This is a genomic window from Mesorhizobium sp. ES1-6 (assembly GCF_020164775.1).
GTDB lineage: Bacteria > Pseudomonadota > Alphaproteobacteria > Rhizobiales > Rhizobiaceae > Mesorhizobium.
This window is the reverse complement of the sequence record NZ_JAIUGU010000001.1, coordinates 721,062-743,802: the sequence shown is the minus strand read 5'-3', so window position 1 is coordinate 743,802 and position 22,741 is coordinate 721,062. Positions and strand designations below refer to the sequence as shown.

General features: G+C 63.8%; 23 protein-coding genes. 14 read left to right on the top strand and 9 right to left on the bottom strand.

The window, feature by feature from the left end:
- The first annotated feature begins 106 nt into the window (after nucleotides 1-106).
- From LB564_RS03820 to recJ, 4 genes are all read left to right on the top strand, one after another.
- The gene (locus tag LB564_RS03820; RefSeq protein WP_224535064.1) at nucleotides 107-463 is read left to right on the top strand and encodes a YqjD family protein; all 357 of its coding nucleotides are present in this window, start codon (nucleotides 107-109) and stop codon (nucleotides 461-463) included.
- Nucleotides 464-533: 70 nt separating this feature from the next.
- Entirely contained in the window at nucleotides 534-701 is a 168-nt protein-coding gene (locus LB564_RS03815) for a Thivi_2564 family membrane protein (protein WP_081295122.1), read from the top strand.
- Between the two features lie 200 nt (nucleotides 702-901).
- Nucleotides 902-1,885 (top strand): class II fructose-bisphosphatase, encoded by a 984-nt coding sequence (gene glpX / locus LB564_RS03810; protein WP_224535062.1) that lies wholly within the window; start codon nucleotides 902-904, stop codon nucleotides 1,883-1,885.
- Nucleotides 1,886-2,251: 366 nt separating this feature from the next.
- A complete protein-coding gene (recJ, locus tag LB564_RS03805) occupies nucleotides 2,252-4,033 on the top strand; it encodes a single-stranded-DNA-specific exonuclease RecJ (RefSeq protein ID WP_224535060.1) in 1,782 nt (593 codons plus the stop codon).
- Nucleotides 4,034-4,108: 75 nt separating this feature from the next.
- Here recJ and LB564_RS03800 read toward each other — a convergent pair whose 3' ends face one another.
- The 3 genes from LB564_RS03800 to folE form a co-directional block, all read right to left on the bottom strand.
- Entirely contained in the window at nucleotides 4,109-5,080 is a 972-nt protein-coding gene (locus LB564_RS03800; RefSeq protein WP_224535058.1) for a patatin family protein, read from the bottom strand.
- 84 nt (nucleotides 5,081-5,164) lie between these two features.
- Nucleotides 5,165-5,626, bottom strand: a complete 462-nt coding sequence (gene hisI, locus LB564_RS03795) for a phosphoribosyl-AMP cyclohydrolase (protein WP_224535056.1) — start codon at nucleotides 5,624-5,626, stop codon at nucleotides 5,165-5,167.
- Between the two features lie 42 nt (nucleotides 5,627-5,668).
- On the bottom strand, nucleotides 5,669-6,301 hold the full coding sequence (gene folE / locus LB564_RS03790) for a GTP cyclohydrolase I FolE (RefSeq protein ID WP_140701570.1): 633 nt from the start codon (nucleotides 6,299-6,301) through the stop codon (nucleotides 5,669-5,671).
- A gap of 240 nt (nucleotides 6,302-6,541) precedes the next feature.
- Here folE and LB564_RS03785 point away from each other — a divergent pair, with 240 nt between their 5' ends.
- The gene (locus tag LB564_RS03785; RefSeq protein ID WP_224535054.1) at nucleotides 6,542-6,988 is read left to right on the top strand and encodes an iron-sulfur cluster assembly scaffold protein; all 447 of its coding nucleotides are present in this window, start codon (nucleotides 6,542-6,544) and stop codon (nucleotides 6,986-6,988) included.
- On the opposite strand, the gene LB564_RS03780 is transcribed toward LB564_RS03785, so the two are convergent.
- The gene (locus tag LB564_RS03780) at nucleotides 6,985-7,899 is read right to left on the bottom strand and encodes a LysR substrate-binding domain-containing protein (RefSeq protein WP_224535052.1); all 915 of its coding nucleotides are present in this window, start codon (nucleotides 7,897-7,899) and stop codon (nucleotides 6,985-6,987) included. The two genes, LB564_RS03785 and LB564_RS03780, sit on opposite strands and share 4 nt — an antisense overlap.
- Before the next feature lie 322 nt (nucleotides 7,900-8,221).
- Between LB564_RS03780 and yidD the strand changes: the two genes are divergently transcribed.
- From yidD to LB564_RS03760, 4 genes are all read left to right on the top strand, one after another.
- On the top strand, nucleotides 8,222-8,590 hold the full coding sequence (gene yidD / locus LB564_RS03775; RefSeq protein ID WP_224535049.1) for a membrane protein insertion efficiency factor YidD: 369 nt from the start codon (nucleotides 8,222-8,224) through the stop codon (nucleotides 8,588-8,590).
- 147 nt (nucleotides 8,591-8,737) lie between these two features.
- A complete protein-coding gene (blaOXA, locus tag LB564_RS03770; protein ID WP_224535047.1) occupies nucleotides 8,738-9,556 on the top strand; it encodes a class D beta-lactamase in 819 nt (272 codons plus the stop codon).
- Nucleotides 9,557-9,698: 142 nt separating this feature from the next.
- Nucleotides 9,699-11,675, top strand: coding sequence for a threonine--tRNA ligase (gene thrS, locus LB564_RS03765; protein ID WP_224535044.1), 1,977 nt, complete (start codon nucleotides 9,699-9,701; stop codon nucleotides 11,673-11,675).
- Between the two features lie 85 nt (nucleotides 11,676-11,760).
- On the top strand, nucleotides 11,761-12,699 hold the full coding sequence (locus LB564_RS03760) for a lysophospholipid acyltransferase family protein (protein WP_224535042.1): 939 nt from the start codon (nucleotides 11,761-11,763) through the stop codon (nucleotides 12,697-12,699).
- A gap of 7 nt (nucleotides 12,700-12,706) precedes the next feature.
- On the opposite strand, the gene LB564_RS03755 is transcribed toward LB564_RS03760, so the two are convergent.
- On the bottom strand, nucleotides 12,707-13,669 hold the full coding sequence (locus LB564_RS03755) for a hypothetical protein (RefSeq protein ID WP_224535040.1): 963 nt from the start codon (nucleotides 13,667-13,669) through the stop codon (nucleotides 12,707-12,709).
- 154 nt (nucleotides 13,670-13,823) lie between these two features.
- Between LB564_RS03755 and LB564_RS03750 the strand changes: the two genes are divergently transcribed.
- Nucleotides 13,824-14,408 carry a nitroreductase gene (locus tag LB564_RS03750; RefSeq protein WP_224535039.1) on the top strand — a complete coding sequence of 195 codons (585 nt, stop codon included), beginning with the start codon at nucleotides 13,824-13,826 and terminating at the stop codon, nucleotides 14,406-14,408.
- On the top strand, nucleotides 14,409-15,017 hold the full coding sequence (locus LB564_RS03745) for a flavin reductase family protein (RefSeq protein ID WP_224535037.1): 609 nt from the start codon (nucleotides 14,409-14,411) through the stop codon (nucleotides 15,015-15,017).
- Between the two features lie 3 nt (nucleotides 15,018-15,020).
- Here the strand turns inward: LB564_RS03745 and LB564_RS03740 are convergent, their stop codons facing one another.
- Together LB564_RS03740 and LB564_RS03735 are read right to left on the bottom strand one after the other, a co-directional pair.
- Nucleotides 15,021-15,902, bottom strand: coding sequence for an HpcH/HpaI aldolase/citrate lyase family protein (locus tag LB564_RS03740; RefSeq protein ID WP_224535036.1), 882 nt, complete (start codon nucleotides 15,900-15,902; stop codon nucleotides 15,021-15,023).
- Nucleotides 15,902-16,354, bottom strand: a complete 453-nt coding sequence (locus LB564_RS03735) for a MaoC family dehydratase (RefSeq protein WP_224535034.1) — start codon at nucleotides 16,352-16,354, stop codon at nucleotides 15,902-15,904. The genes LB564_RS03740 and LB564_RS03735 overlap by 1 nt, the downstream gene beginning before the upstream one ends.
- 152 nt (nucleotides 16,355-16,506) lie before the next feature.
- Between LB564_RS03735 and LB564_RS03730 the strand changes: the two genes are divergently transcribed.
- From LB564_RS03730 to LB564_RS03720, 3 genes are all read left to right on the top strand, one after another.
- Nucleotides 16,507-17,631 carry a DUF2336 domain-containing protein gene (locus LB564_RS03730; RefSeq protein ID WP_224535031.1) on the top strand — a complete coding sequence of 375 codons (1,125 nt, stop codon included), beginning with the start codon at nucleotides 16,507-16,509 and terminating at the stop codon, nucleotides 17,629-17,631.
- A 64-nt stretch (nucleotides 17,632-17,695) separates the two neighbouring features.
- Entirely contained in the window at nucleotides 17,696-18,046 is a 351-nt protein-coding gene (locus LB564_RS03725; RefSeq protein ID WP_140701557.1) for a nucleotidyltransferase domain-containing protein, read from the top strand.
- Nucleotides 18,009-18,497, top strand: coding sequence for a HEPN domain-containing protein (locus LB564_RS03720; protein ID WP_224535029.1), 489 nt, complete (start codon nucleotides 18,009-18,011; stop codon nucleotides 18,495-18,497). The genes LB564_RS03725 and LB564_RS03720 overlap by 38 nt, the downstream gene beginning before the upstream one ends.
- A gap of 7 nt (nucleotides 18,498-18,504) precedes the next feature.
- On the opposite strand, the gene LB564_RS03715 is transcribed toward LB564_RS03720, so the two are convergent.
- A complete protein-coding gene (locus LB564_RS03715) occupies nucleotides 18,505-20,574 on the bottom strand; it encodes an FUSC family protein (RefSeq protein WP_224535028.1) in 2,070 nt (689 codons plus the stop codon).
- Between the two features lie 44 nt (nucleotides 20,575-20,618).
- On the bottom strand, nucleotides 20,619-22,676 hold the full coding sequence (gene parE / locus LB564_RS03710) for a DNA topoisomerase IV subunit B (RefSeq protein ID WP_224535025.1): 2,058 nt from the start codon (nucleotides 22,674-22,676) through the stop codon (nucleotides 20,619-20,621).
- Nucleotides 22,677-22,741 lie beyond the last annotated feature (65 nt).

The following is a 22,741-nucleotide window of genomic DNA, read 5'->3' as shown; positions in this document are numbered from 1 at the left end:
GCCACCCGGCATGGTCGACGGCGGCTTTCGTTTTCGATGAGGGCCGCTACCGGAACGAATCCGCGCCCGCGCCGTTCTCTTGGTCAGCAACCAAGGGAGCCGCTTCATGGCCGATACCAACAAATCCGACACCCCTGACATCGACGACATCCAGAAGACGCTGGAAAAGCAGATCGCCGACCTGCGCAAGGAAATCACCAAGATCAACAAGAGCATCTCGTCACGCAGCGCGGAAATGCTCGATGATGCCAGCGAACAGGCATCGGATTTCTACGAGACGGCCGCTTCCCGCGCCTCGCGGACGGCACAGCAGTTGCGCAGCCAGGCCCAGTCCGTTTCGGAAGTCGCGCGCGAAAATCCAGGCACGACGACCGCCGTGGTCGGCGTGATCGGCCTGCTCGGTTTTCTGGCCGGGATTGCCGTCGGCCAGTCGATGAACGACACGCCGCGCCGCTGGTACTGACCGCTCCGGTATTGAGCCGGCATTGCCGGCTCGTTTCGCCGTTTCAGGAAATCATTTGAGGGAGGGCATCATGGCTTCGTCCGTGTTGATCGGCATCCTGATCACGTTTCTCGTCATCATTCTCGTTCTCTATCTGGTGCAGCGACTGCCGCTCGACGCCAGGATGCGGCAGATCGTGCAGATCATCGTCATCATCATCGGTATTATCTCGCTGCTGAAATACCTCGCGGTTTTCTAGGCCGCGAAGGACGGCAATTTCTGTTTCGTGCCGGCCTGGTTCCTCTCGAACCGGGCCGGCATTGTTTTAAGAATGGTGTCAATCGATTGATATTGCTATCCTTTCGGTAAAATTCCCGCCAGGTCTTGCCGTTGTCATGCTCGTTTGACAAAACAAGCGCGCCTCGGGCGGGAGGCGGCATCAAACGAGGATTTGCCGACATGAATGTGGCCCAAAACATCGTCGCCGGCCTTGACCGGATACTCACCATGGAACTGGCGCGCGTCACCGAACGGGCCGCCGTCGCGGCCGCCAGGCTGCGCGGACGCGGCGACGAAAAGGCCGCCGATCAGGTCGCGGTCGACGCCATGCGTCACGAACTCAATCAGCTTGCGATCAAGGGCACGGTGGTGATCGGCGAGGGCGAGCGGGACGAGGCGCCGATGCTCTATATCGGCGAGGAGGTCGGCACCGGCAAAGGCCCGGCCGTCGATATCGCGCTCGATCCGCTGGAAGGCACGACGATCTGTGCCAAGAACCTGCCGAACGCGCTCGCCGTGATCGCGATCGCCGAGAAGGGCAGCCTGCTGTTCGCGCCTGATGTCTACATGGACAAGATCGCGATCGGTCCGGGTTACGCCGAAGGCGTCATCGACATCGACGCCTCGCCGGCCGACAATATCGCCAGCCTGGCCCGGGCGAAAGGTGTCGCCGTGGCCGACATCACGGCCTGCATCCTCGACCGGCCGCGCCACGCCAAGCTGATCGACGCCGTGCGCGCCACGGGCGCGGCGATCCGGCTGATCGGTGACGGCGACGTCGCCGGCGTCATCCACACCACCGATCCGGAAGAAACCGGCATCGACATCTATCTCGGCACCGGGGGCGCGCCGGAAGGCGTTCTGGCGGCGGCGGCATTGCGCTGCACCGGCGGCCAGATGCAGGGCCGGCTGATCCTCGATACGCCGGAGAAGGTCGCACGTGCCGCGAAGATGGGCATTGCCGATCCGAAGCGGATCTATCGTGCCGAAGACATGGCGCGCGGCGACGTGCTGTTCGCGGCCACCGGCGTCACCGACGGCAACATGCTGGCCGGTGTCAAGTTCGGCCGCACCACCATCACCACGCATACGATCGTGCTGCGCTCCTCATCGCGGACCGTGCGGGAGATCAAGGCCCGGCACCAGGATCTGGATAAGTTCTAGAGCAATTCCAGGAAAAGTGTGTAACGGTTTTCCATTCGGAATTGCGTAAAAACAAAGCGTCAGAGCGGTTCAGCGATTCCACCAAACGCTGAACCGCTCTAGGCCTGCTTGCGGAGCCGGGTTTCAGTTGTTAGCCATCTGGCTGGTACGCCGCCCGCATTTCGCAGCGGCCGGCGAATGGCGCCGATGCATGGCCCAAAGGCGGAAAGCGTAGTTTTTCCTTGAAGTCTCCCGCTACGCGCATCCGCCTGGCTTTGCCGGCCTTTGGCTTAAAGTGTCGTTTGTGCATGTGGTCACCCTCAAAACCGCTGCACAGTTTTGGGCGACATGCATTATCCTGCGGCCAACCATGAGTTGGCAAAGCGCATGACGGGCGAAAGGCGCCTCTTCCTCGATGTCAGGCAGTCGGCTACCGGTCTCTCCTGGGAGCACCGGCTGACCGAACGGCAGGACATGATCGCGCTTGCCATCGCCCAGGGCCGTGGCGTGCCCGACATCGTCGCGCGCGTTCTTGCCGGACGCGGCGTGACCGCCGACGGGACCGAGCGCTTTCTCGATCCGACGATCCGCGACCTGTTGCCGAATCCGGCCTCGCTGACCGACATGGACAAGGCCGCCATCCGCATCGCCGCCGCCGTCGTGGCCCGGGAGAAAGTCGCGATCTTCGGCGACTACGACGTCGACGGCGCGGCCTCGTCGGCCTTGCTGAAGCGGTTTCTCACGCATTTCTCGGTGCCGTCGGAAATCTATATTCCGGATCGTATTTTCGAGGGCTACGGTCCGAACCCCGATGCCATGCGCGAACTGGTCTCGCGCGGCGCGACGCTGATCGTCACCGTCGATTGCGGCACCAACAGCGCCGTTTCCGTCGAGGCCGCCAAGGAGGCGGGCGCCGATGTCGTGGTGCTGGACCATCACCAGGTTGGCGGCGCGCTGCCGGCGGCGCATGCCGTGGTCAATCCAAACCGCGACGACGACCTTTCCGGGCAGGGTCATCTCTGTGCCGCCGGCGTGGTCTTTCTCGCCCTCGTCCAGACGGCAAAGGTGCTGCGCGGGATGACCGACGCCACGCCGCCGGATCTGCTTTCGCTGCTCGATCTCGTGGCGCTTGCCACGGTCTGCGACGTGGTGCCGCTCACCGGCGTCAACCGCGCCTTCGTCGTCAAGGGCCTGCAAGTGGCGCGGCAGCAGAAGAATGAAGGCATGGCCGCGCTGGCGCGGGTGTCGCGCATTGGCGAGCCGATCAGCACCTTCCATCTTGCCTATCTGATCGGCCCGCGCATCAATGCGGGCGGGCGCATCGGCGATGCCGCGCTCGGCAGCCGGCTGCTGGCAACGGACGATCCGGTCGAGGCGCAGACCATAGCCGAGACGCTCGACCGGCTGAACCAGGAACGGCAGCTGATGGAGCAGGAGATGCTCGCCGCCGCGCGCGCCGAAGCCGATGCCGAACTGGCGGGCGGCAGCGGCCCGGCGATCGTCGTGACCGCCAGCAACAACTGGCATCCCGGCATTGTCGGCCTGCTCGCTTCGAGGCTCAAGGATCACGCGCGCCGGCCGGCTTTCGCAATTGCCTTTAATGCCATGGGCATCGGTACCGGTTCGGGCCGTTCGGTGTCGGGCTTCGATCTTGGCCGGCTGGTGCGCGAAGCCGCCAATGCCGGGCTCATCGTCAAGGGCGGCGGCCACGGCATGGCGGCCGGCATCACCGTCGAACGCACCAGGCTGGGCGAGCTCAGGGCCTTCTTCGAGGAGCGGGCGGCCGCCGATGTTTTCCGGTTGCAGGACGAGGAAAGCCTGGCGATCGACGGCGCGGTTGCCGCGGAAGGCGCGACGCTCGGCCTGCTCGACGCGCTGGAGAAGGCCGGCCCCTTCGGCGCCGGGCATGTGGCGCCGGTTTTCGCCCTGCCGCGCCATCGGCTGGCCGACATCAGGCCGGTCGGCACCAACCATATTCGCGCCGATTTGCAGTCGGAGAGCGGTGGCCGCATCCAGGCGATCGCGTTTCGCGCCGTCGATACCGTGCTTGGCGAATTCCTGTTCAAGAACCGGGGCAAGACTGTGCATGTCGCCGGCTCGCTGTCGGGCAATTACTGGAACGGCAACCGCACGGTGCAGTTTCGCATCATTGACGCGGCACGGGCGTAGCGGCACGCAACCGGCAATCGGCCGGCAGGCGCATAACGCCGCAGCGTCACGAGCGAACAAGCTTGATGAGACGATCTAGGCGAGAACGCTCTGCAGGCGGGTCAGTTCGCCGATCTGCGCCATCGTCGCCTGGTAGCCGAGCTGGATTGCCTCGTCGGCGCGGTGGAATTCGGTCAGGCCGATATGGCTGAGCTTGGGCTGCAGCGACATGTCGGGCGGGTCGCCGGCAAGTCGCGCCCGTGAAATACGGTCCTGGATGATGTTGAAGGCCTCGACCATGACGCCGGTGATGCCCAGGCGCGTCTGGTGCGATTGGTGTTCGCCGCCGACCTGGCCGGGCCTTGGCGCGTCCTTTTCGATAACCAGCTCGCCGGCGCTGTGCTTGATCACGGCGGCGCGGCCGAACAAATCGTAGTGAAGATTGACCGCCACCACGAGCGGCTGCTCGTAGGCGCGGCAGACCGAGACGGGTACCGGGTTGACCAGCGCGCCATCGACCAGCACGCGGCCGTTGCAATCGACGGGCTCGAACACGCCAGGCAGTGCGTAGGAGGCGCGCATGGCCGTGATCAGCGAGCCGCTCGACAGCCAGATCTCGTGACCGGTACGGATTTCCGAGGCGACGCAGACGAACGGCTTGGGCAGATCCTCGAAACGGACGCCGGCGACATGCTCGCGCAGGCGCGCATCCAGTTTCATGCCGCCGAAAAGGCCGCTGCCGCGCAGGTTGAGATCGAGCAGGCAGAAGATGCGCCGCTTGGTGAGGCTGCGGGCGAACTCTTCCAGCTCATCCAGTTTGCCGGCAAGATAACAGCCGCCGACCAGCGCGCCGATCGACGTGCCTGCGATCATGGACACTTCGATGCCGGCTTCATCGAGCGCGCGCAGCACGCCGATATGGGCCCAGCCTCTGGCGCAACCGCCGCCGAGCGCCAGCGAAATGCCTGTTTTCCTCGGGGATTTTGTGTCGGTTGCGCCGCCGGCCGAGGACAGGCCGTTGGCCTCCCTGACATCTGGTCTGTTACGCAATGACGCCCATTCGAGCATCACGATCTCCCTTGTCCCAAGACTAGTATACGGAAGGGCCGTATCGAAATGGTGAATCTGTGTGGTTGATGTGAGGCAGAAAGTTCAAGCTGGTGGCTTCCGATACGTGTTTTCCGCATCGAACAGCGGATTGCTGCCGTCGTCGGCAAGCGTCCCCTTGCCATCGACCAGCCCCACCGTCCGATAAAAGCAGGAACGTCGGCCGGTGTGACAGGTTGCGTCGTGGCCCAACACTTTCACGCGAAGCCACACCGCATCCTGGTCACAATCCGTGAGCATCGCCACGACATGCTGGAAATTGCCCGAGGTTTCGCCCTTTTTCCAAAGAGCGTTGCGCGAGCGCGACCAATAGTGGGCGATCCCGGTCTCCAACGTCAGCGCCAGCGCCTGGGCATTCATATGCGCGACCATCAGCAGCATGCCGTCGACGGCATCGGTGACGACCACGGTGACCAGACCGGCGGCATCGAAGCGCGGCGAGAACACCGCGCCTTCTTCCAGGGTCTTCTTGTCCGAGGGAGCTTTTGGGAATTCCAGTGCCGACATATCAGGTCTATTTTCCTTTTGACCGTGGTGCCGGCGAGGGGCTTACGCCCCGCCGCGCACCATGGTGACGAAACGAACCTGTTCCTCCGGCGTGTCCTTGAAGACGCCGGTGAAGGTCGAGGTCAGCGTGGTTGAACCCTGCTTGCGGATGCCGCGCATGGCCATGCACATGTGCTCGGCCTCGATCATGACGGCGACGCCGCGCGGGTTGAGCACGTCCTGGATGACGCCGGCGATCTGCGCGGTCAGCGCCTCCTGCGTCTGCAGGCGATGGGCAAAGATGTCGACGACGCGCGCGATCTTGGACAGGCCGACGACCTTGCCGTCGGGCAGATAGCCGACATGGGCCTTGCCGATGATCGGCACCATGTGATGCTCGCAATGGGAATGGAACTGGATGTCCTTGACGATGACGAGATCATCGTAGCCGGCGACCTCCTCGAAGGTACGGCCGAGCTCTTCCGCCGGGCACATGTCGTAGCCGCCGAACATTTCGCGGTAGGCCTTGGCCACGCGCTTGGGCGTGTCGATCAGCCCCTCGCGGTCCGGATTGTCGCCGGTCCAGCGCAGCAAGGTGCGCACGGCGGCCTCGACTTCGGCTTCGCTCGGGCGGTCGGTGACCGGCTTTTCCATATAGGCGGACTGGGGCATGAGCTTCTTGATGACGGCATCCATAAAAGGCGTCTCCCGTAGTTCCTCTCTCAGGAGGAACGAGTTGAACGGACCACGACCTTCGGTGTCGGAAACTCGCCCCGTCTCCAGCCCCGTAAGCGGCGTGAACTTCCCGGAAATGACAGCGGCGTTCATCGCCTTGTCGATACCGGACTGCGAGCATTATATAAGGTCGTGGCCAAGCGAAAGGAAGACACGGCAGCGGCAAACGCTGTTCGCTTGGCGGCGACGGATTGGAAAATAATGATCAACGACGTCTACAACGCGAAAATTCTCGGTTTTGCCGGAAACATCGCCCGCATCGGCCGGCTCGATCATCCCGACGCGACCGCGAAGGCGCATTCCAAACTGTGCGGTTCGACCGTGACCGTCGACCTCAAGATGCAGGACGGCGTCGTCACGGACTTCGCCCACGACGTGAAGGCCTGCGCGCTCGGCCAGGCATCGTCCTCGATCATGGCGCAGCATGTCGTCGGCGCCAGCGCCGAGGAATTGCGCGCGGTGCGCGAGACCATGCTGAAGATGCTGAAGGAGAACGGCGCGCCGCCGCAAGGCCGCTTCGCCGACCTTGGCTATCTGGAGCCGGTGCGCGACTACAAGGCGCGCCATGCGTCGACCATGCTGACTTTCGACGCCGTGGTCGACGCCATCGGCCAGATCGAGAAGAAACGCGCCGAAGAAGCGGCTTAGCACGCGCCTAAATCGCTCCTGCTTTCGGCAAATTCGCTTCTGATCCAGTCGGCGAAGGCCGCGGCCGGCTCGGTCAAATCGCTCAAACGCCTCGCCACCAGCCAATAAGCACCGGACGCGACGTCGATGTCGAACGGCTTGACCAGCGTCCCGGTCGCCAGTTCCTCGCCGATCTGCAGGAGATCGCCCAGCGCCACCCCATGTCCAAGCAGCGCGGCTTGCTTGGAGAGCGAGGCGTCCGCAAGCATCGGGCCGCGCGCGGGCACGGCATCGGCCGGCACGCCTGCCGCCTCGAACCAGCGCGCCCAGCCCTGGCGGTTTTCCTCGTGCAAAAGCGTGAAGCGAGCAAGATCGGCCGGTGTCTCGAGGACCGATCCCGACGAAAGCAACGCCGGCGACAGGACCGGCGAATCCACTGTCGGGGCCAGCCGCTCGGCCTCGGCACGCGGCCATGAGGTGGCGTGTGCGCTGAAGCGCAGGGCCAGCTCGGGCTGGTCGCCGCGGAACTCTATCAGGCGAGGATCGACTTCGAGGGAAACGTCGATATCGGGTCGTAACTGCCGGAACCGGTTGAGCCTGGGCACCAGCCATACGGCCGCGAGCGAAGGTTCGACGCTGACACGAACGACAGACTGTGCCGGCGTGGCCACCAGATCACCGAGCAGCTTGTCGATTGCATCGAAGCTCCTGACCAGTTGAGCAAGCAATCGGCGGCCGGCATCCGTCAGTTCGACGCGGCGATGGTGCCGTTCGAAAAGCGGCTGGCGCAGGAAGGTTTCGAGTTCGCGGATCTGCCGGCTGATCGCAGCTTGCGAGACGAACAGCTCCTCGGCGGCCTTGCTGAAGCTCAAATGCCGGCCAGCCGCCTCGAAGCTCCTCAATGCCGTCAGGGGCAGGCGTCCGCGCTTCATTTTCGCATAACCCAGGATTATCCGAAGCGGAAATTATACTCGTTTGAAGGCGAAGGCCAGCGGCGGTCTAATCCGGTCAAAGGAGACACGACCATGATCCAGTTCCTGGACATTCTCGGGGATGTCATGCGGATCGCGACGTTTCAATGGCGTGACGAAAGACGCGATGGAGCGCATCACGAAGAACGGCTCCACCCTGGCCGGTGGGCGCCTCCAACCGACCGGCAACCATTTCGCCGTTTCTGCCCGTGACGGCGGGACGGGTGGGATTGCGTTCTCCGGCGCAAGCGCACATCTATCAGCTGGAAACGCGGAGATCGCAGTGGGCGACCAGCATGGGCATGCGCATACGGCGTCGAGGCGCGGCCGCAACTGGCCGGGCCCTTGGCGCAAGACGCCCGGACGCGTGCTCGGCACCTCTTTCGTGCGGCTTTACCAGCTGACGCTTTCCGGCTTTGTCGGCAATTCCTGCCGGCACCTGCCGACCTGTTCGGAATACGCGCATGAGGCGATTGCCCGCCATGGTCTTTGGGCCGGTGGCTGGATGGGGTTGTTCCGCGTGCTGCGCTGCGGTCCATTCGGCACGCACGGCATCGACCTCGTGCCGGAGGTGCTGGCGCCCCGTTACGCCTGGTTCATGCCATGGCGGTACTGGCGGATCGGCCGTAAGCGCGGCGACGCGCAGGGATGAGGACGCTGTTCATGCGGCGCCAGCCGCGCCGGTTTACGATCCGGTAGGGTTAACGCAAGCCTGCACAACAACTGCGCATTTGAGACAAAATCGAGACAAGAGACCTCGCTAAGCCCGCTCGCGAACCCCTCCTGGAGCGAGCATCCCATGCGCAACATCGACCGTCTTCCCTTCATCTTTGCCGGAATCCTGTTCCTGCTTGCGTGGCTGTTGGGATTTCCGATGCGCGCTCAATCGGCGCCGCTCGCCGATGTGCACTGCACGCTCATCGTCGACGCCCTGAGCGGCAAGACGCTTTACCAGGACGGCACCTGCGACCAGCGCTTCAGCCCGGCCTCGACGTTCAAGGTGCCGCTTGCGTTGATCGGCTATGACGCAGGCATCCTCGCCGACGAACACACTCCGACATGGGACTACAAGCCCGAATTCAAGGCGGTGAAGCGCGACCAGAAATCGGTCGATCCGACGATTTGGGAGCGAGATTCCATCATCTGGTACTCGCGCGAAATCACCCGCAGGCTCGGAGCCGAGAAATTTGCCGGCTATGTATCGAGGTTCAACTATGGCAATTCGGACGTATCAGGCAATGCCGGCAAGGACGATGGGTTGACGCACTCCTGGGTCAACTCCTCGCTCCAGATCACGCCGGTCGAACAGGTTGCTTTCCTGCGGCAGCTGCTGGCCGGCACGACGCCGGTGTCGGCCAAGGCGCATGAAATGACACGGGCCATCATACCGAGCTTCAAGGCCGGCGATTGGGCCGTCCAGGGCAAGACCGGCAGCACCAGGCTCGGCGAGGCCGGCAAGGACAAGCGTTCGCTCGGCTGGTTCGTCGGCTGGGCGCGCAAGGACGGCCGCCAGATCGTGTTCGCCCGGCTGGTTGTCGACACGAAGCGGAGCGACCTGCCGAAGGGTTTGGCGACGCGCGCCGCATTCCTGAAGGACCTGCCGCGGCTGATCAAGTGAACGGGCTTTACGGCGGCGGCATCTGCCCATAAAAGACTGCCGCCGCCGGACGCATCCGGCACCCTGGCAGGTCGCAGCCCCGAACCGCTGATATCTGCATTTACCACCCGCGCTCGTTTGCGGGACTGGATAGGAGATACCCATGCTGAATTCCGTTTCCCTGACATTTCCCGATGGCTCCGTGCGCGACTATGACGCGGATATGACCGGTGCGGGCCTAGCCGAATCGATATCGAAGTCGCTGGCCAAGAAGGCCGTGGCCTATGCCATCGACGGCACCGTGCGCGACCTCAGCGATCCCCTGGGCAAATCCGGCAAGGTCGAGATCATCACCCGTGAAGACCCGCGCGCGCTGGAACTCATCCGCCACGACACCGCGCATGTGCTGGCGGAAGCCGTGCAGGAGCTGTGGCCGGGAACGCAGGTCACCATCGGGCCGGTGATCGAGAACGGATTCTATTACGACTTTGCCCGCAACGAACCATTCACGCCGGATGATTTCCCGGTGATCGAGAAGAAGATGCGCGAGATTATCGCGCGCAACAAGCCGTTCACCAAGGAGGTCTGGTCGCGCGACAAGGCGAAAAAAGTCTTCGCCGACAAGGGTGAGCGCTACAAGCTCGAACTGATCGATGCCATTCCCGAGGATCAGGATCTCAAGATTTACGCGCAGGGCGACTGGTTCGACCTCTGCCGTGGTCCGCACATGGCCTCGACCGGCCAGATCGGCAACGCCTTCAAGCTGATGAAGGTGGCCGGTGCCTATTGGCGCGGCGATTCGAACAATCCGATGCTGACACGCATCTATGGCACCGCCTGGGCCGATCAGGCGCAGCTCGAGGCCTACCAGACGATGCTGGAGGAGGCCGAGAAGCGCGACCACCGCAAGCTTGGCCGCGAGATGGACCTTTTCCATTTCCAGGAAGAGGGGCCTGGCGTGGTTTTCTGGCATGCCAAGGGCTGGAAGATGTTCCAGAACCTGGTCAACTACATGCGCCGCCGCCTCGACGAGCAGGGCTATCAGGAGGTCAATGCCCCGCAGGTGCTCGACAAGAGCCTGTGGGAGACGTCGGGCCACTGGGGCTGGTACCGCGACGCCATGTTCAAGGTGACGGTCGCAGGCGATGAAACCGACGACGACCGCATCTTCGCGCTGAAGCCGATGAACTGCCCGGGTCACGTGCAGATTTTCAAGCATGGGTTGAAGTCATACCGAGATCTACCCGTAAAACTTGCGGAATTCGGCAATGTGCATCGCTACGAGCCATCGGGTGCGCTGCATGGGCTGATGCGCGTGCGCGGCTTCACGCAGGACGATGCGCATATTTTCTGCACCGAGGAGCAGCTGGCGTCGGAGTGCCTGCGCATCAACGACCTGATCCTGTCGACCTATGCCGATTTCGGTTTCGACGAAATCAGCGTCAAGCTGTCGACGCGGCCGGAAAAACGCGTCGGCACCGATGAGGCATGGGACCATGCCGAGGCGATCATGGGCAGCGTGCTGGAGACGATCAGGACACGCTCCGGCAACCGCATCAAAACCTCGATCAATCCGGGCGAGGGTGCCTTCTATGGGCCGAAGTTCGAATATGTGCTGAAGGATGCCATCGGCCGCGAATGGCAGTGCGGCACGACGCAGGTCGATTTCAACCTGCCGGAGCGCTTTGGCGCCTTCTACATCGGCTCGGATTCGGAGAAGAAGCAGCCGGTCATGGTGCACCGCGCCATCTGCGGGTCGATGGAGCGTTTTCTCGGCATCCTGATCGAGAACTATTCCGGTCATTTCCCGCTGTGGTTCGCGCCGCTGCAGGTGGTGGTGGCGACGATCACGTCCGACGCCGATGACTATGCGAACGAGGTCGTGGCGAAGCTGAAAGCCGCCGGCCTGCTGGCGGAAGCCGACCTGCGCAACGAGAAGATCAACTACAAGGTCCGCGAACACTCGCTGGCCAAGGTTCCGGTCATCCTCGTCTGCGGCAAGCGCGAGGCGGAGGAGCAGACCGTCAACATGCGCCGGCTCGGCTCGCGCGACCAGGAGTCGCTCGGCCTTGCCGAGGCGATCGAGCGGCTGACCGAGGAAGCGGTCACGCCGGATCGCCGGCGCAAGCGCGCGGCCTGATTCGGACTGTTTTCGATCGAATGGCGGTGGAGCGATCCACCGCCATTTTCATATCCCTGTCACGCCGGTCTTGTAACGGGTCTCCATGCTCAAGCTGAAATTGCGCGAACGACCGTTTCCCGAGCTCTCCTACGCCAATCCGCGCCAGCCGGCGCTGGCGCGCTGGTTCATTCATTCGGTCGAGGGCCTGTCGGGCCGCGATCGCTTCGCCGCGCTTTATGATTTCTGGCGTCGCCAGGTCGTGCCGACCGGCGAGCGTGTGTTCAGCAGAATGCTCGACCTGATCGATGTTGGCGTGCGGACTGCCGACCAATGGCCGCCGGCAAACCTGCCCGATACGCCGCTGGTGATCGTCGCCAACCATCCCTTCGGCATTGGCGATGGCATTGCCGTGCTGTCGTTGGCGGAGCAACTCGGGCGACCGTTCCGGGTGATGATCCACAAGGATCTGCTCAAGATCCGCGAGATGGAACCTTATTCGCTGCCGATCGACTTTTCCGAGACCAAGGACGCGCTGAAGAACAACATGGCCGTGCGCCATGAAGCGGTCCGGCTGCTCAGGGAAGGCGTCACCATCGTGGTCTTTCCGGCCGGTGGCGTCGCCACCGCGCCCAAGGGTTTTGGCCGCGCACGCGACCTGCCATGGAAGATGTTTCCGGCCCGTCTCGTCCAGGAAGCCAAGGCATCCGTCATACCCATGCATTTCTCCGGCCAGAACGGCAGGCTTTTCCATCTGGTCAGCGGCCCGATGAACATGGCCGAGCGCGACGGCCGGGTAGCCAGATTCGTCGGCAAGGCCTCGCTGACCTTGCGTACCTCGCTGCTCATTCGTGAATTCGCGCGGTTGTCCGGCAAGGCAATCGAGGTGCGCGTCGGCAATGTGCTGAGCTGGGACGAACTGGAGCCGCTGCGCGACCGCAAAGCGTTGCTCGATCGGCTCTATCGCGGCGTGTTCGACCTGGCGCCAGACCTGCCGCGTCGGCGCATTCCCTTCCTGCCGGCCCGGACGAAACTGGCGGCGTAGTCCAAGACTAATCCGCGCCTTCCTCGGGATCCATCGCAGCGGCTTCGGTCGCCAGAACCTCGATCTCCTGGTTCTGCCCGGCAACGACCGTGAAATCCTTCTGGTAGATGCGGTCGCGGTTCTTGGCGATGATGGTGTAGTCGCCTTCGGCGAGCACCATCGAGGCGAAGGCGCCGACGGTTTCCTTGATCGGATCGCCGGATTCGTTGAGCAGCGACCACGAGGTGTCGGCGATCGCTTCGCCACCGGCTTCGCGCACCAGCTTCATGGTGATTTCGGCCGCGTGATGCTCGACGGTGGCTTCGGTCAGCTTGCCGGCCTCGACGCGTATGTCCGAGCGGATCACTGCATTGACCGCACCATAGGTCGAGACGACATGGTAGATGCCGGCATTGAGCCGCACGACGCTGTTGGGTTCGACATCGGGAATGATCAGCGCGCGGTCGCCATTGGCCTCGGCGGTGCCCTCATAGATCGAGAAGCGCAGTCTCTTCGGCGGTATGCGAACGCCGCCGGACAGGACCGCGTCGAGCTTCAAGCCGCCGGCATCAAGCACCAGGCTTTCTCGCTTGGCGTCCTTGCCGACAGTGATGCGCTTGGTGGCGCCGGCGCGGCCGTAGGAGGCGTGGACCAGGTAGCTGCCGGGCTCGAGCTGGAAGACGGCGCTGCCGCCATGGGCGGAGGCGACCATCGGCAATTTGCCGTTGACGGCTTCAGGCTTGAAGACACGCCAGACGAGCCCTCGGGTGATGTCGGTGCCCTTGTCGGTCAACTGGGCCGAGAGCGTAATGGCACCACCGCCGCCAAGCGCCAGCGGGGTTTCACTCTTCGGCGTCGCGTAGCTCGAAATTCCGGGAAGTTTCAGGTCGCCGACGCCGTCCTTCTCCTGCGCGACAGCCAGTGAAACCGGCGCCATGAACAGCGCGGCGCAGAGCCAGACCAGGAAAAGACGCAGTCGCCCCTCAAACATGCCTTGCGTTGAAGCCCATGGCGGTGGCAATTTCAAGGCTTAAGAGTCCGATCCGTGACTCTTCAGCCCTGCGCTAACGCGCCTTTGCCCGAGCCGCCCGAATTCCCGATGGTGCGCTTCAGCTCAAAACAGAGTTTTTAGGAGACTTGCGCCCATGGCGTCGCCGATCATCGAATTCCTGCTGACCCGAAATTCGGCACCGATTCCCGACCTCAAGGAGCCAGCGCCCAGCGATGCCGACATCGCGACGATGATTGCCGCCGCCACGCGCGTGCCCGACCACGGCCGGCTCGAACCGTGGCGCTTCATTCTCTATCGCGGCGAAGCCCGCATCGAGATCGGCAAAAAGCTGGCGGCCCTGGCCGAACAGCGCGAGGGGCCGTTGCCGGAAGGCCGCCGCAACCAGGAACTGGCTCGGTTCTCGCGCGCGCCGCTGGTGATCGGTGTCGTGTCCGTGCCCAAAGAGAATCCCAAGATCCCGCAATGGGAGATGTTCCTGTCGGGCGGCATGGCGGCGATGAATCTGATGATCGCGGCCAATGCGCTGGGCTATGGCACCAACATGATCAGCAATTGGTATTCCGATGTCGCGGAGGGCAGGGCGATCCTGGGGCTGGCGCCGCAAGAGCGCGTCGTCGGCTTTGTCCATATCGGCTCCCATGCCGGTCCGGCTCCGGAGCGGCCACGGCCCGATCCGGCCAAGCTCTACGCCGATTACGCCGGACCTTGGGCGGGCTGAATGTTCTACGAGCCGGCCAAGGGGCACGGGCTGCCGCACGATCCGGCCAAGGCCATCGTGGCGCCACGCCCGATCGGCTGGATATCCACGCTGAACAAGGCCGGTGAGGTCAATCTCGCGCCATACTCCTTCTTCAACGCCGTCTCGACGCGGCCTTTCATCGTCTGGTTTTCCTCGGAGGGCGAGAAAGACAGTGCTTCGTTTGCCCAGGAAACCGGTGAGTTCGTCGCCAATCTGGTCAGCCGCGAGCTTGCCGAGAAGATGAACTACACATCCGTCGACGCGCCGCGTGGCGTCAACGAGTTCGTCTATGCCGATCTCGCCATGGCGCCCTCGCGTCTCGTCGGGCCGCCGCGCGTGGCGGCCGCACCGGCGGCGCTGGAGTGCCGGGTGACGGAGATTTTTCGCCCAAAGGCGCTGGACGGATCATCGACAAGCGCGGTCGTCGTCGCCGGTGAGGTGATCGGCGTGCACATCGACGATGCCTTCCTGAAAGACGGGCTGTTCGACATCACCAAGGCCGGCAATGTCGCGCGTCTCGGCTATATGGATTATGCCAGTGTCGACGAGGTCTTCTCGATGCGCCGACCGCGCTGGGAAAAAGGGTAAGCGTCAGGCGGATATACCGGCCGCCCTGGCCCGTGCCAGCAGCCGTTCGGCCAGCCGCAGATGCGGACGGTCGAACATCTTGCCGTCGATGCCGACGACGCCGGGATTTCCCGCAGCCTCGAACGCCGCGACGATGGCCGCCGACTGCTTCACCGCCTCGGCCGAGGGCGTGAAGGCGGCGTTGATGACGGGCACCTGGTCGGGGTGGATCGCCATCTTGCCGGTGAAGCCGTCGCGTTCGGCCTCGGCGCATTCGGCGGAAAAGCTGGCCATGTCGCGAAAATTCGGGAACACGGTGTCGATTGCCGCGACCTCGGCCGCGCCGGCGGCAAGGATGGTCATGGCGCGAGCGAGACGGAATACATCTGTGTAGCGGCCGTGCTCGTCGCGGGCCGCACGCGCGCCGATCGCGGCAGACAGGTCTTCCGCGCCCCAGGTGAGGCCGGCGAGCCTGGCGCTTGCCCCGGCATAGCTAGCCGCCGCCAGAACACCCCTGGGCGTCTCGGTGATGATCGGCAAAATCCTGATCGAGCCGTCGGGCAGGCCGTTCTCGGCTTCGCGAACCCTGAGCTTGGCCGCGAGCTGCTGCACGTCCTGGCCGCTGTTGGACTTGGGCAACATGATGCCATCCGGACTTGCCGGAATGAGCGCGGCAAGATCGTCGTCCGTCAGCCCGGTCGAGAGGTCGTTCACTCTGACATAGATCGCCGAGCTGGTTTGCCACCTGCGTTCGAGGATGAAGCGCGCCGCGATCTCGCGCGCCTGAGCCTTGTTCTGCGGCGCCACGGAATCCTCGAGATCGACGATGACCACGTCGGCGCCGGCGCCAAATCCCTTTTCCAGCTTGCGCTCGGAATCGCCGGGAACAAACAGCAGCGAGCGCATCAGGCCGCCTTCTTCAGCATCATCGCTTGCCTGGTGCATTTGGCGACCAAATCGCCATGCTGGTTGTAGGCCCGGTGCTCGAATTCGACGATGCCGCGGTCAGGCTTCGATTTGGACTCGCGCACCGAGATCACCATGGTCTCTACCCGGATGGTGTCGCCATGGAAAACCGGGTGCGGAAACACGGTTTCCTTCATGCCGAGATTGGCGACCGTGGTGCCGACCGTGATGTCGTTGACCGAGATGCCGATCATCAGGCCGAGCGTGAACAGGGAATTGACCAGCGGCTTGCCCCATTCGCTCCTGGCGGCGAAATCGAAGTCGATATGCAGCGGCTGCGGGTTCAACGTCATCACCGAAAACAGCATGTTGTCGCTCTCGGTGACGGTCTTGCGCAGCGTATGCTGGAAGACGTGGCCGACAACAAACTCCTCGAGATATAGCCCGGCCATTTCCCGTCTCCTGCGCTGTTTGACGGTTGATAGGCGCTGCTTCAGGCGCTCGCAAGCCAGTTAATGAACATGGTGAACCGTTCGTAAACCATTTCTGCCTACCGTCTTCACGGGGCCGGAAACCCTCCGGCAAGGGGCTTGAGCAGGCGGGCATGGTTGTTGTTTCGCATTTCCTGAAATGGATCTACACGGCCAGGGTATCGGAGCGGGCCGCCGCGGCCAATGCGCTGGCCCGTGCCTATGTCAATTCCGAATTGCCGTTCGAGGACCGCTGCGCCGCCGAGGCGGCGCTGACGCTGCTGCTCGACGATTCTTCGTCGAAGGTGCGGCTGGCGATGGCGGAAGCGCTCTCGATGAGCCACCACGCGCCGCTGCAGATCATCAGCGTGCTTGCCGCCGACCAGCCGGAGGTCGCCGGTGTCGTGCTGGCGCGCTCGCCGCTGCTCACGGACGCCGATCTGATCAACCGCGTGGCGGCGAGCCAGAAGGCAACGCAGAAACTGATCGCCGACCGGCCTTCCGTCTCGATGGCGTTGTCGGCGGCCATCGCCGAGGTCGGCGAGGCGGAGGCCTGCGCCGTATTGCTCGCCAACAGCGGCGCCGCCATCGCTTCGATGAGCTTCCGCCGCATGGCGGAACGCCATGGGCATCTGCCTCTGGTGCGCGAGGCGTTGATATCGGATATCAGGCTGCCCGCCGACTGCCGGCATATGCTGCTCGTCAAGCTTGGCGAGACCTTGAAGACGTCGCCGTTGGTCATGGCATTGATGGGAGCCGCGCGTGCCGACCGCGTCATGCGCGACGCCTGCGTCAAGGCGTCCGTGACTCTGATCGAGGGCACGCGCCAGGAAGAACACGCGGCGCTGATCGAGCATCTCAGGCTGCGCGGCGATCTCACCGCGAGCTTCCTGATCCGCACCATCGCGCACGGTAAGGTCGATTTCTTCGGCTCGGCGCTGGTCGCGCTCAGCCAGCAGTCCGAACCACGGGTGAGGGCGCTGCTGGCAGGTGGGCACGACGTGGCGCTGCAGGCCCTGTTCCGCGGCGCTGGGCTGGCTTTGGCCACCCATGCGATCATCCTGCGCGCCTTGAAGATCTGGCGCGAGGTCGCCAATGGCAAGCGTGTCGCCGGCGTACAGGAAGTCAGCTGGCTGATGCTCAAGGAGTTGGGCGGCCAATCCGCCGAGGGGGATCTCGCCGCGCTGGTCAAGTCGATCCATCTCGATGCGCTGCGCGAGAACGCGCGCGGCCACGCACTGGCGATTGCAGCGGCCTAACGCTTGCCTACTGGCGGCTTTTGGCTGCGACGTCGCTGCGTTGTAGGCACAACCGATTGGTATTATGTTTCCGCCTATGCACGTTCCGCCCGCAATGCGCCTCAGGGTGCCGGCTGAAATCAAGCCGCTCATCGACGAAATCAGGGTTCGCCTGAACCCCGATTCCATTTGGCTGTTCGGCAGCCGGGCGAGGGGTGATCATCGGCCCGACAGCGACTGGGATATTCTCGTTGCCTTGCCTGACGACTCGGAGGCGGACCTCCTGGACCCGCTAATCGGGTGGTCAATCCAGCACGACGTTGGAATACCAGCCACGATCCTGTCCACGACGTCCAGTGCGTTGGCCGCGAGTTGGGATTCACGAAATACGATAGCCTATGACATCGCTCGGAATGGGCGTCGACTGGATGTCTGACCACTGGACAATCGCCAGCGCGCTTCGGTTGGCGAACGGATGCATCAGGGATGCGCATGTTCTTGCCGAGTCAGGGTCCCGTAATGCGGCCTATCTCAGCCAGCAAGCTATCGAACAGGTCATCCGAGCGTTGGCGACTTCGGAGGCCATCCACATCGAACGTCACGATGCACATCAACTCGATAAGATCGTAAGGCGCTTGCCAGACGATCACGCCGAGAAGACGGCGTTGCAGTCCCTCGTTTGGCTGGAAGCCTATGCGACCACATTCAGATATACACTGCCTTCTGGCCAGATACCTCGTGCGCCCGACAAGGTAAAACTTCAGAAAGCCATTGACGATATCACGAACCTTATCCTGCGGCTTGCAGCACACTTCAAGATCGATCTTGGCGATGAATCAAAGCCGGCCCAGACGGTGGCGCCTATGCGCAGGCCCTGTCTACGATGATCTTTGCCTAGGACCTGTTGCTCGCGAAGAAATCCGGAAAATCCTCCATCGCCGCGGCGATAATGCGTAGCGACGCCGCGATCTGCAGCATGTCGCCGGTGGCGTTTCGCTGGGCGATGCCCGCCGCGTACTGCCGGGCGACGGCGACGGTCGCTGTTTGCGGATCGCCAGGAGCCCGGAAAAGCAGCTCGCGCGCCAATCCCCTCAGGAAGTTGGCGATTGATAGCGCTGTTTCCGATGGGATGGCATGGTTTTGGGTGGCACTGCGCAGCCGCAGGATCTCCAGGCCGACCGTGACGGAGGCGACGCCGCCGCCCAGGATCGCCTCGCCCTTCCTGCCGGAATTCTGCACCAGCGGCATCAGCTGATTGACCCGGTCATAAGCGAGGCTCTCGAAGGCCGAACGCCTCGGCACGCGCTCATGCAGGCAAAGCCGCGCCAGATCCTCGCGCATGGCCCGCACGATGCGGTCGGCCGCGAGCCAGGGATCGGCCGGCAATACGACGATGAAGACGCCGATCGCCAGCAGGATGCCGACCAGGATCGACGCCGAGCCGGCGAAGAAGGGGCCGGGATCATAGGTCATCGCCTGGTGCGGGCTGAGGAAGGCCAGGAAGTTGATTGCGAAGGCCGTGGCCACGCCGACATAGCGCGGATTGGCCATGGCGAGTGCGGCCGGCACCATGATGGGCACGACGAACAGCATGAACCAGCCGAAGCCGGGCAAAGCGGGAAGCGCGATCTGGCCGACGAGAAAGGCAAAGGGCAAAGCGAGCAGCGTTCCCTTGAAGAACCCCCAGGATACCTGCACCGGATCGGGGCGAGCGGCAAACAGGCTCGACACGACGGCAACGAGGATGACGGTGCCGGCCGCTTCCGACCACTTCGTCGTCAGCCAGAAAGCCGCTACCAGCAGCGTGGCAACGGCCGCGCGGATGGCGTTGCGCGCGGCACCGGGATAGTCGCGATGCACCACCAGCGCGGGCTGCTGGCTGCCGGGACCTGGACGACGGATCACCGGCGCGCGCAAGGCGTCGAGGCCACGCAGCACCTGTTTCAGTGCCTCGGCGAAATCGGCTGCTATGGTGAGGCGGGTGATGGTTCCAACCCTGTCCTCACCCTGATCGGTCGAGGCATCGGGCATTTGCCGGGCTTTTATCGAGATTGCGTCGAGGCGCGCCAACCAGGGCGAGGTATCGTCCAGCGCTCCCGGCTTGGCGGCCAGTTCGCTGACAAGAGCCTGCAGTTCCGAGCGTACCGGGATGAGCGCCGCGTTTTTCGGAGCTGCATGCGAATGGAGCGCGCGCGCCGCCGAAAGGGCGGAGAGCAGTTGTCCGATGGTGCGCCGTACCGGATGCGCGCGCGGCGCGAAGCTCGGCGCTTCGAGCCTGGCATAGGCGCGCATCTCGCCAAGCGTCTGGGTGTCGGCGACAAGCTTCCGGTGCAGGCCGATCAGCGTTGCCCGATCGCCGCCCGAGAACGCGCCGCCGGCATAGGTGGCGAGGTCGAGAATGCAGCGTTTCAGCCGCGAGATGATGGCGTCGCTGGCCAGTTTCGGCAGGATCAGCCGGCTGGTGAGGCCGGCGCAGACGATGCCGAGCACGATCTCGGCACAGCGCGCGACCGCGAGATCGACGACCAGGTGCGGTTGGCCGAAGGCGGGAAGGCCGATGATCATGGCGGTGTAGCCGGCAAGGGCGGCGCCATAGGCTTCGGGATTGCGCAGCAGCGACGAGACGAAGGTGCAGATGCCAATCCAGACGGCAAGCACCGTCACCAGAATCCAGGGGCCGGTGCCGAACGCCGTGGTGATGCCGATTGCCGCGACACCCCCGACAAGCGTGCCGAGCAGCCGGTAGAAGCCTTTCGCCAGCACCATGCCGGCAACCGGCTGGGCGACGATGAACACCGTCATCATCGCCCATTGCGGGTGGTCGAGCTTGAGCGCGTAAGCGGCCAGCAATGCGATCAGGCCGGCCGAAACGGTGCGCAGCGCGAAAATCCAGTCCGAGCGCGTCGGTTGCGTCACCCCGGCCAGGCTCGTCTCGAAATTGGTTTTCAGCCGCGCCCAGGTCACATGCTGGTCTCCATGTCAGGCACGCAAGCTAAACTGGCCAGCGGCTAGATATCCAGCACTTCCGTCTCGGCGAATTCGGCACGTTCCTGGATGAAGCGGAAGCGGGCTTCGGGCTTCGTGCCCATCAGTGCGTCGACCGCATCCTTGGTCGCCGCCTCGGCGTCGATCACGTCGACCCTGAGCAGCGTGCGCTTTCTCGGGTCCATGGTGGTCTCCTTGAGCTGCGCGGCCATCATTTCGCCCAGGCCCTTGAAGCGGCCGAGTTCGACCTTGCCGCGGCCGGTGAATTCGGTGCGCAGAAGCTCGTCCTTGTGCGCATCGTCGCGGGCATAGGCGACCTTGCCGCCTTGCCTGATCGAGTAGAGCGGCGGCACCGCCAGGTAGAGATGGCCGCCGCGTACCAGCGCCGGCATCTCCTGGTAGAAAAAAGTGATCAGCAGCGACGCGATGTGGGCGCCGTCGACGTCGGCGTCGGTCATGATGATCACACGATCGTAGCGCAAATCCTCGTCGCGGTACTTTGACCGCGTGCCGCAGCCGAGCGCCTGGATCAGGTCCGATATCTGCTGGTTGGCGGCCAGCTTGTCATTGCCGGCGCTGGCGACGTTGAGGATTTTGCCGCGCAGGGGCAAGACGGCCTGGCTGGCACGGTCGCGCGCCTGCTTGGCCGAACCGCCGGCGGAATCGCCTTCGACGATGAAGAGTTCGGCACCCGCCGCCGCGTTCTGCGTGCAGTCGGCGAGCTTGCCAGGCAGGCGCAGCTTGCGCACCGCGCTTTTGCGCGACACTTCCTTTTCCTGGCGCCGGCGCACCCGCTCATCGGCGCGCGCGATCACCCAGTCGAGCAGCTTCGAGGCTTCCTGCGGATTGTCGGCCAGCCAATGGTCGAACGGGTCGCGGATCGCGGTCTCGACGATGCGAATCGCTTCGATCGTCGCCAGCCTGTCCTTGGTCTGGCCGACGAATTCCGGTTCGCGGATGAACACCGACAGCATGCCGGCGGCCGAGATCATGACGTCTTCCGATGTGACGATCGAGGCGCGCTTGTTGCCGACGAGATCGGCATAGGCGCGTAGGCCGCGCGTCAGCACGTTGCGGAAGCCGGCCTCGTGCGTGCCGCCTTCACCGGTGGGAATCGTGTTGCAGTAGGAATTGATGAAGCCGTCGCCGCCGAACCAGGTCACCGCCCATTCCAGCGACCCATGGCCGCCCTGTTTCTCGCTCTTGCCGGCGAAGATTTCGCGGGTGACCTGGAAGTCGTCGCCGAGTGATGCCTTGAGATAATCCTTGAGGCCGCCTGGGAAATGGAATTCCGCCTTGGCCGGCGTCTGGTCCTTTTCCTTGATCAGGGAGGGATCGCAGGTCCAACGGATCTCGACGCCGCCGAACAGATAGGCCTTGGAGCGCGTCATGCGGTAGAGCCGCGCCGGCTCGAAGGCGGTGCCCTTGCCGAAGATCTGCTCGTCGGGATGGAAACGGATCCTGGTGCCGCGGCGGTTGTGCACCTCGCCGAGGTGCTCCAGGCCGCTTACCGGAACGCCACGTGAAAAGCGTTGGCGATAGAGCTGGCGGCCACGTGCGACTTCGACCTCGAGATGGTCGGACAGGGCGTTGACGACGGAAACGCCGACGCCGTGCAGGCCGCCTGATGTCTCATAGACCTTGGAATCGAATTTGCCGCCCGAATGCAGCGTCGTCATGATGACTTCGAGCGCCGGCTTCTTGAATTTCGGATGCGGGTCGACCGGGATGCCGCGTCCATTGTCGGTGACAGTGAGATAGCCGTCGGCGGAAAGCTCGACATCGATGAAGGTGGCGTGGCCGGCAACCGCTTCGTCCATCGAATTGTCGATGACCTCGGCGAACAGATGGTGCATCGCCTTGTCGTCGGTGCCGCCGATATACATGCCCGGCCGGCGGCGCACCGGCTCGAGGCCTTCGAGCACCTCGATATCGGCGGCGCTGTAGCCCTCCGAACCGTCACGGATCGCGGCCGGACGCTTGGCCGCCGCTTGCACCAGCGGATCCGCTGGGCGCGCCGACGCGCGAACCGGCTGCGGCTGTTTCTCCAGATTGCCGAAAAGATCGTTGTTGTCGTCCATGCCTGCCATAGCGCCCAAGCTGCGAATCACCCCGTCGATACTGCCACGCTTTTCAGCGCCAAGCG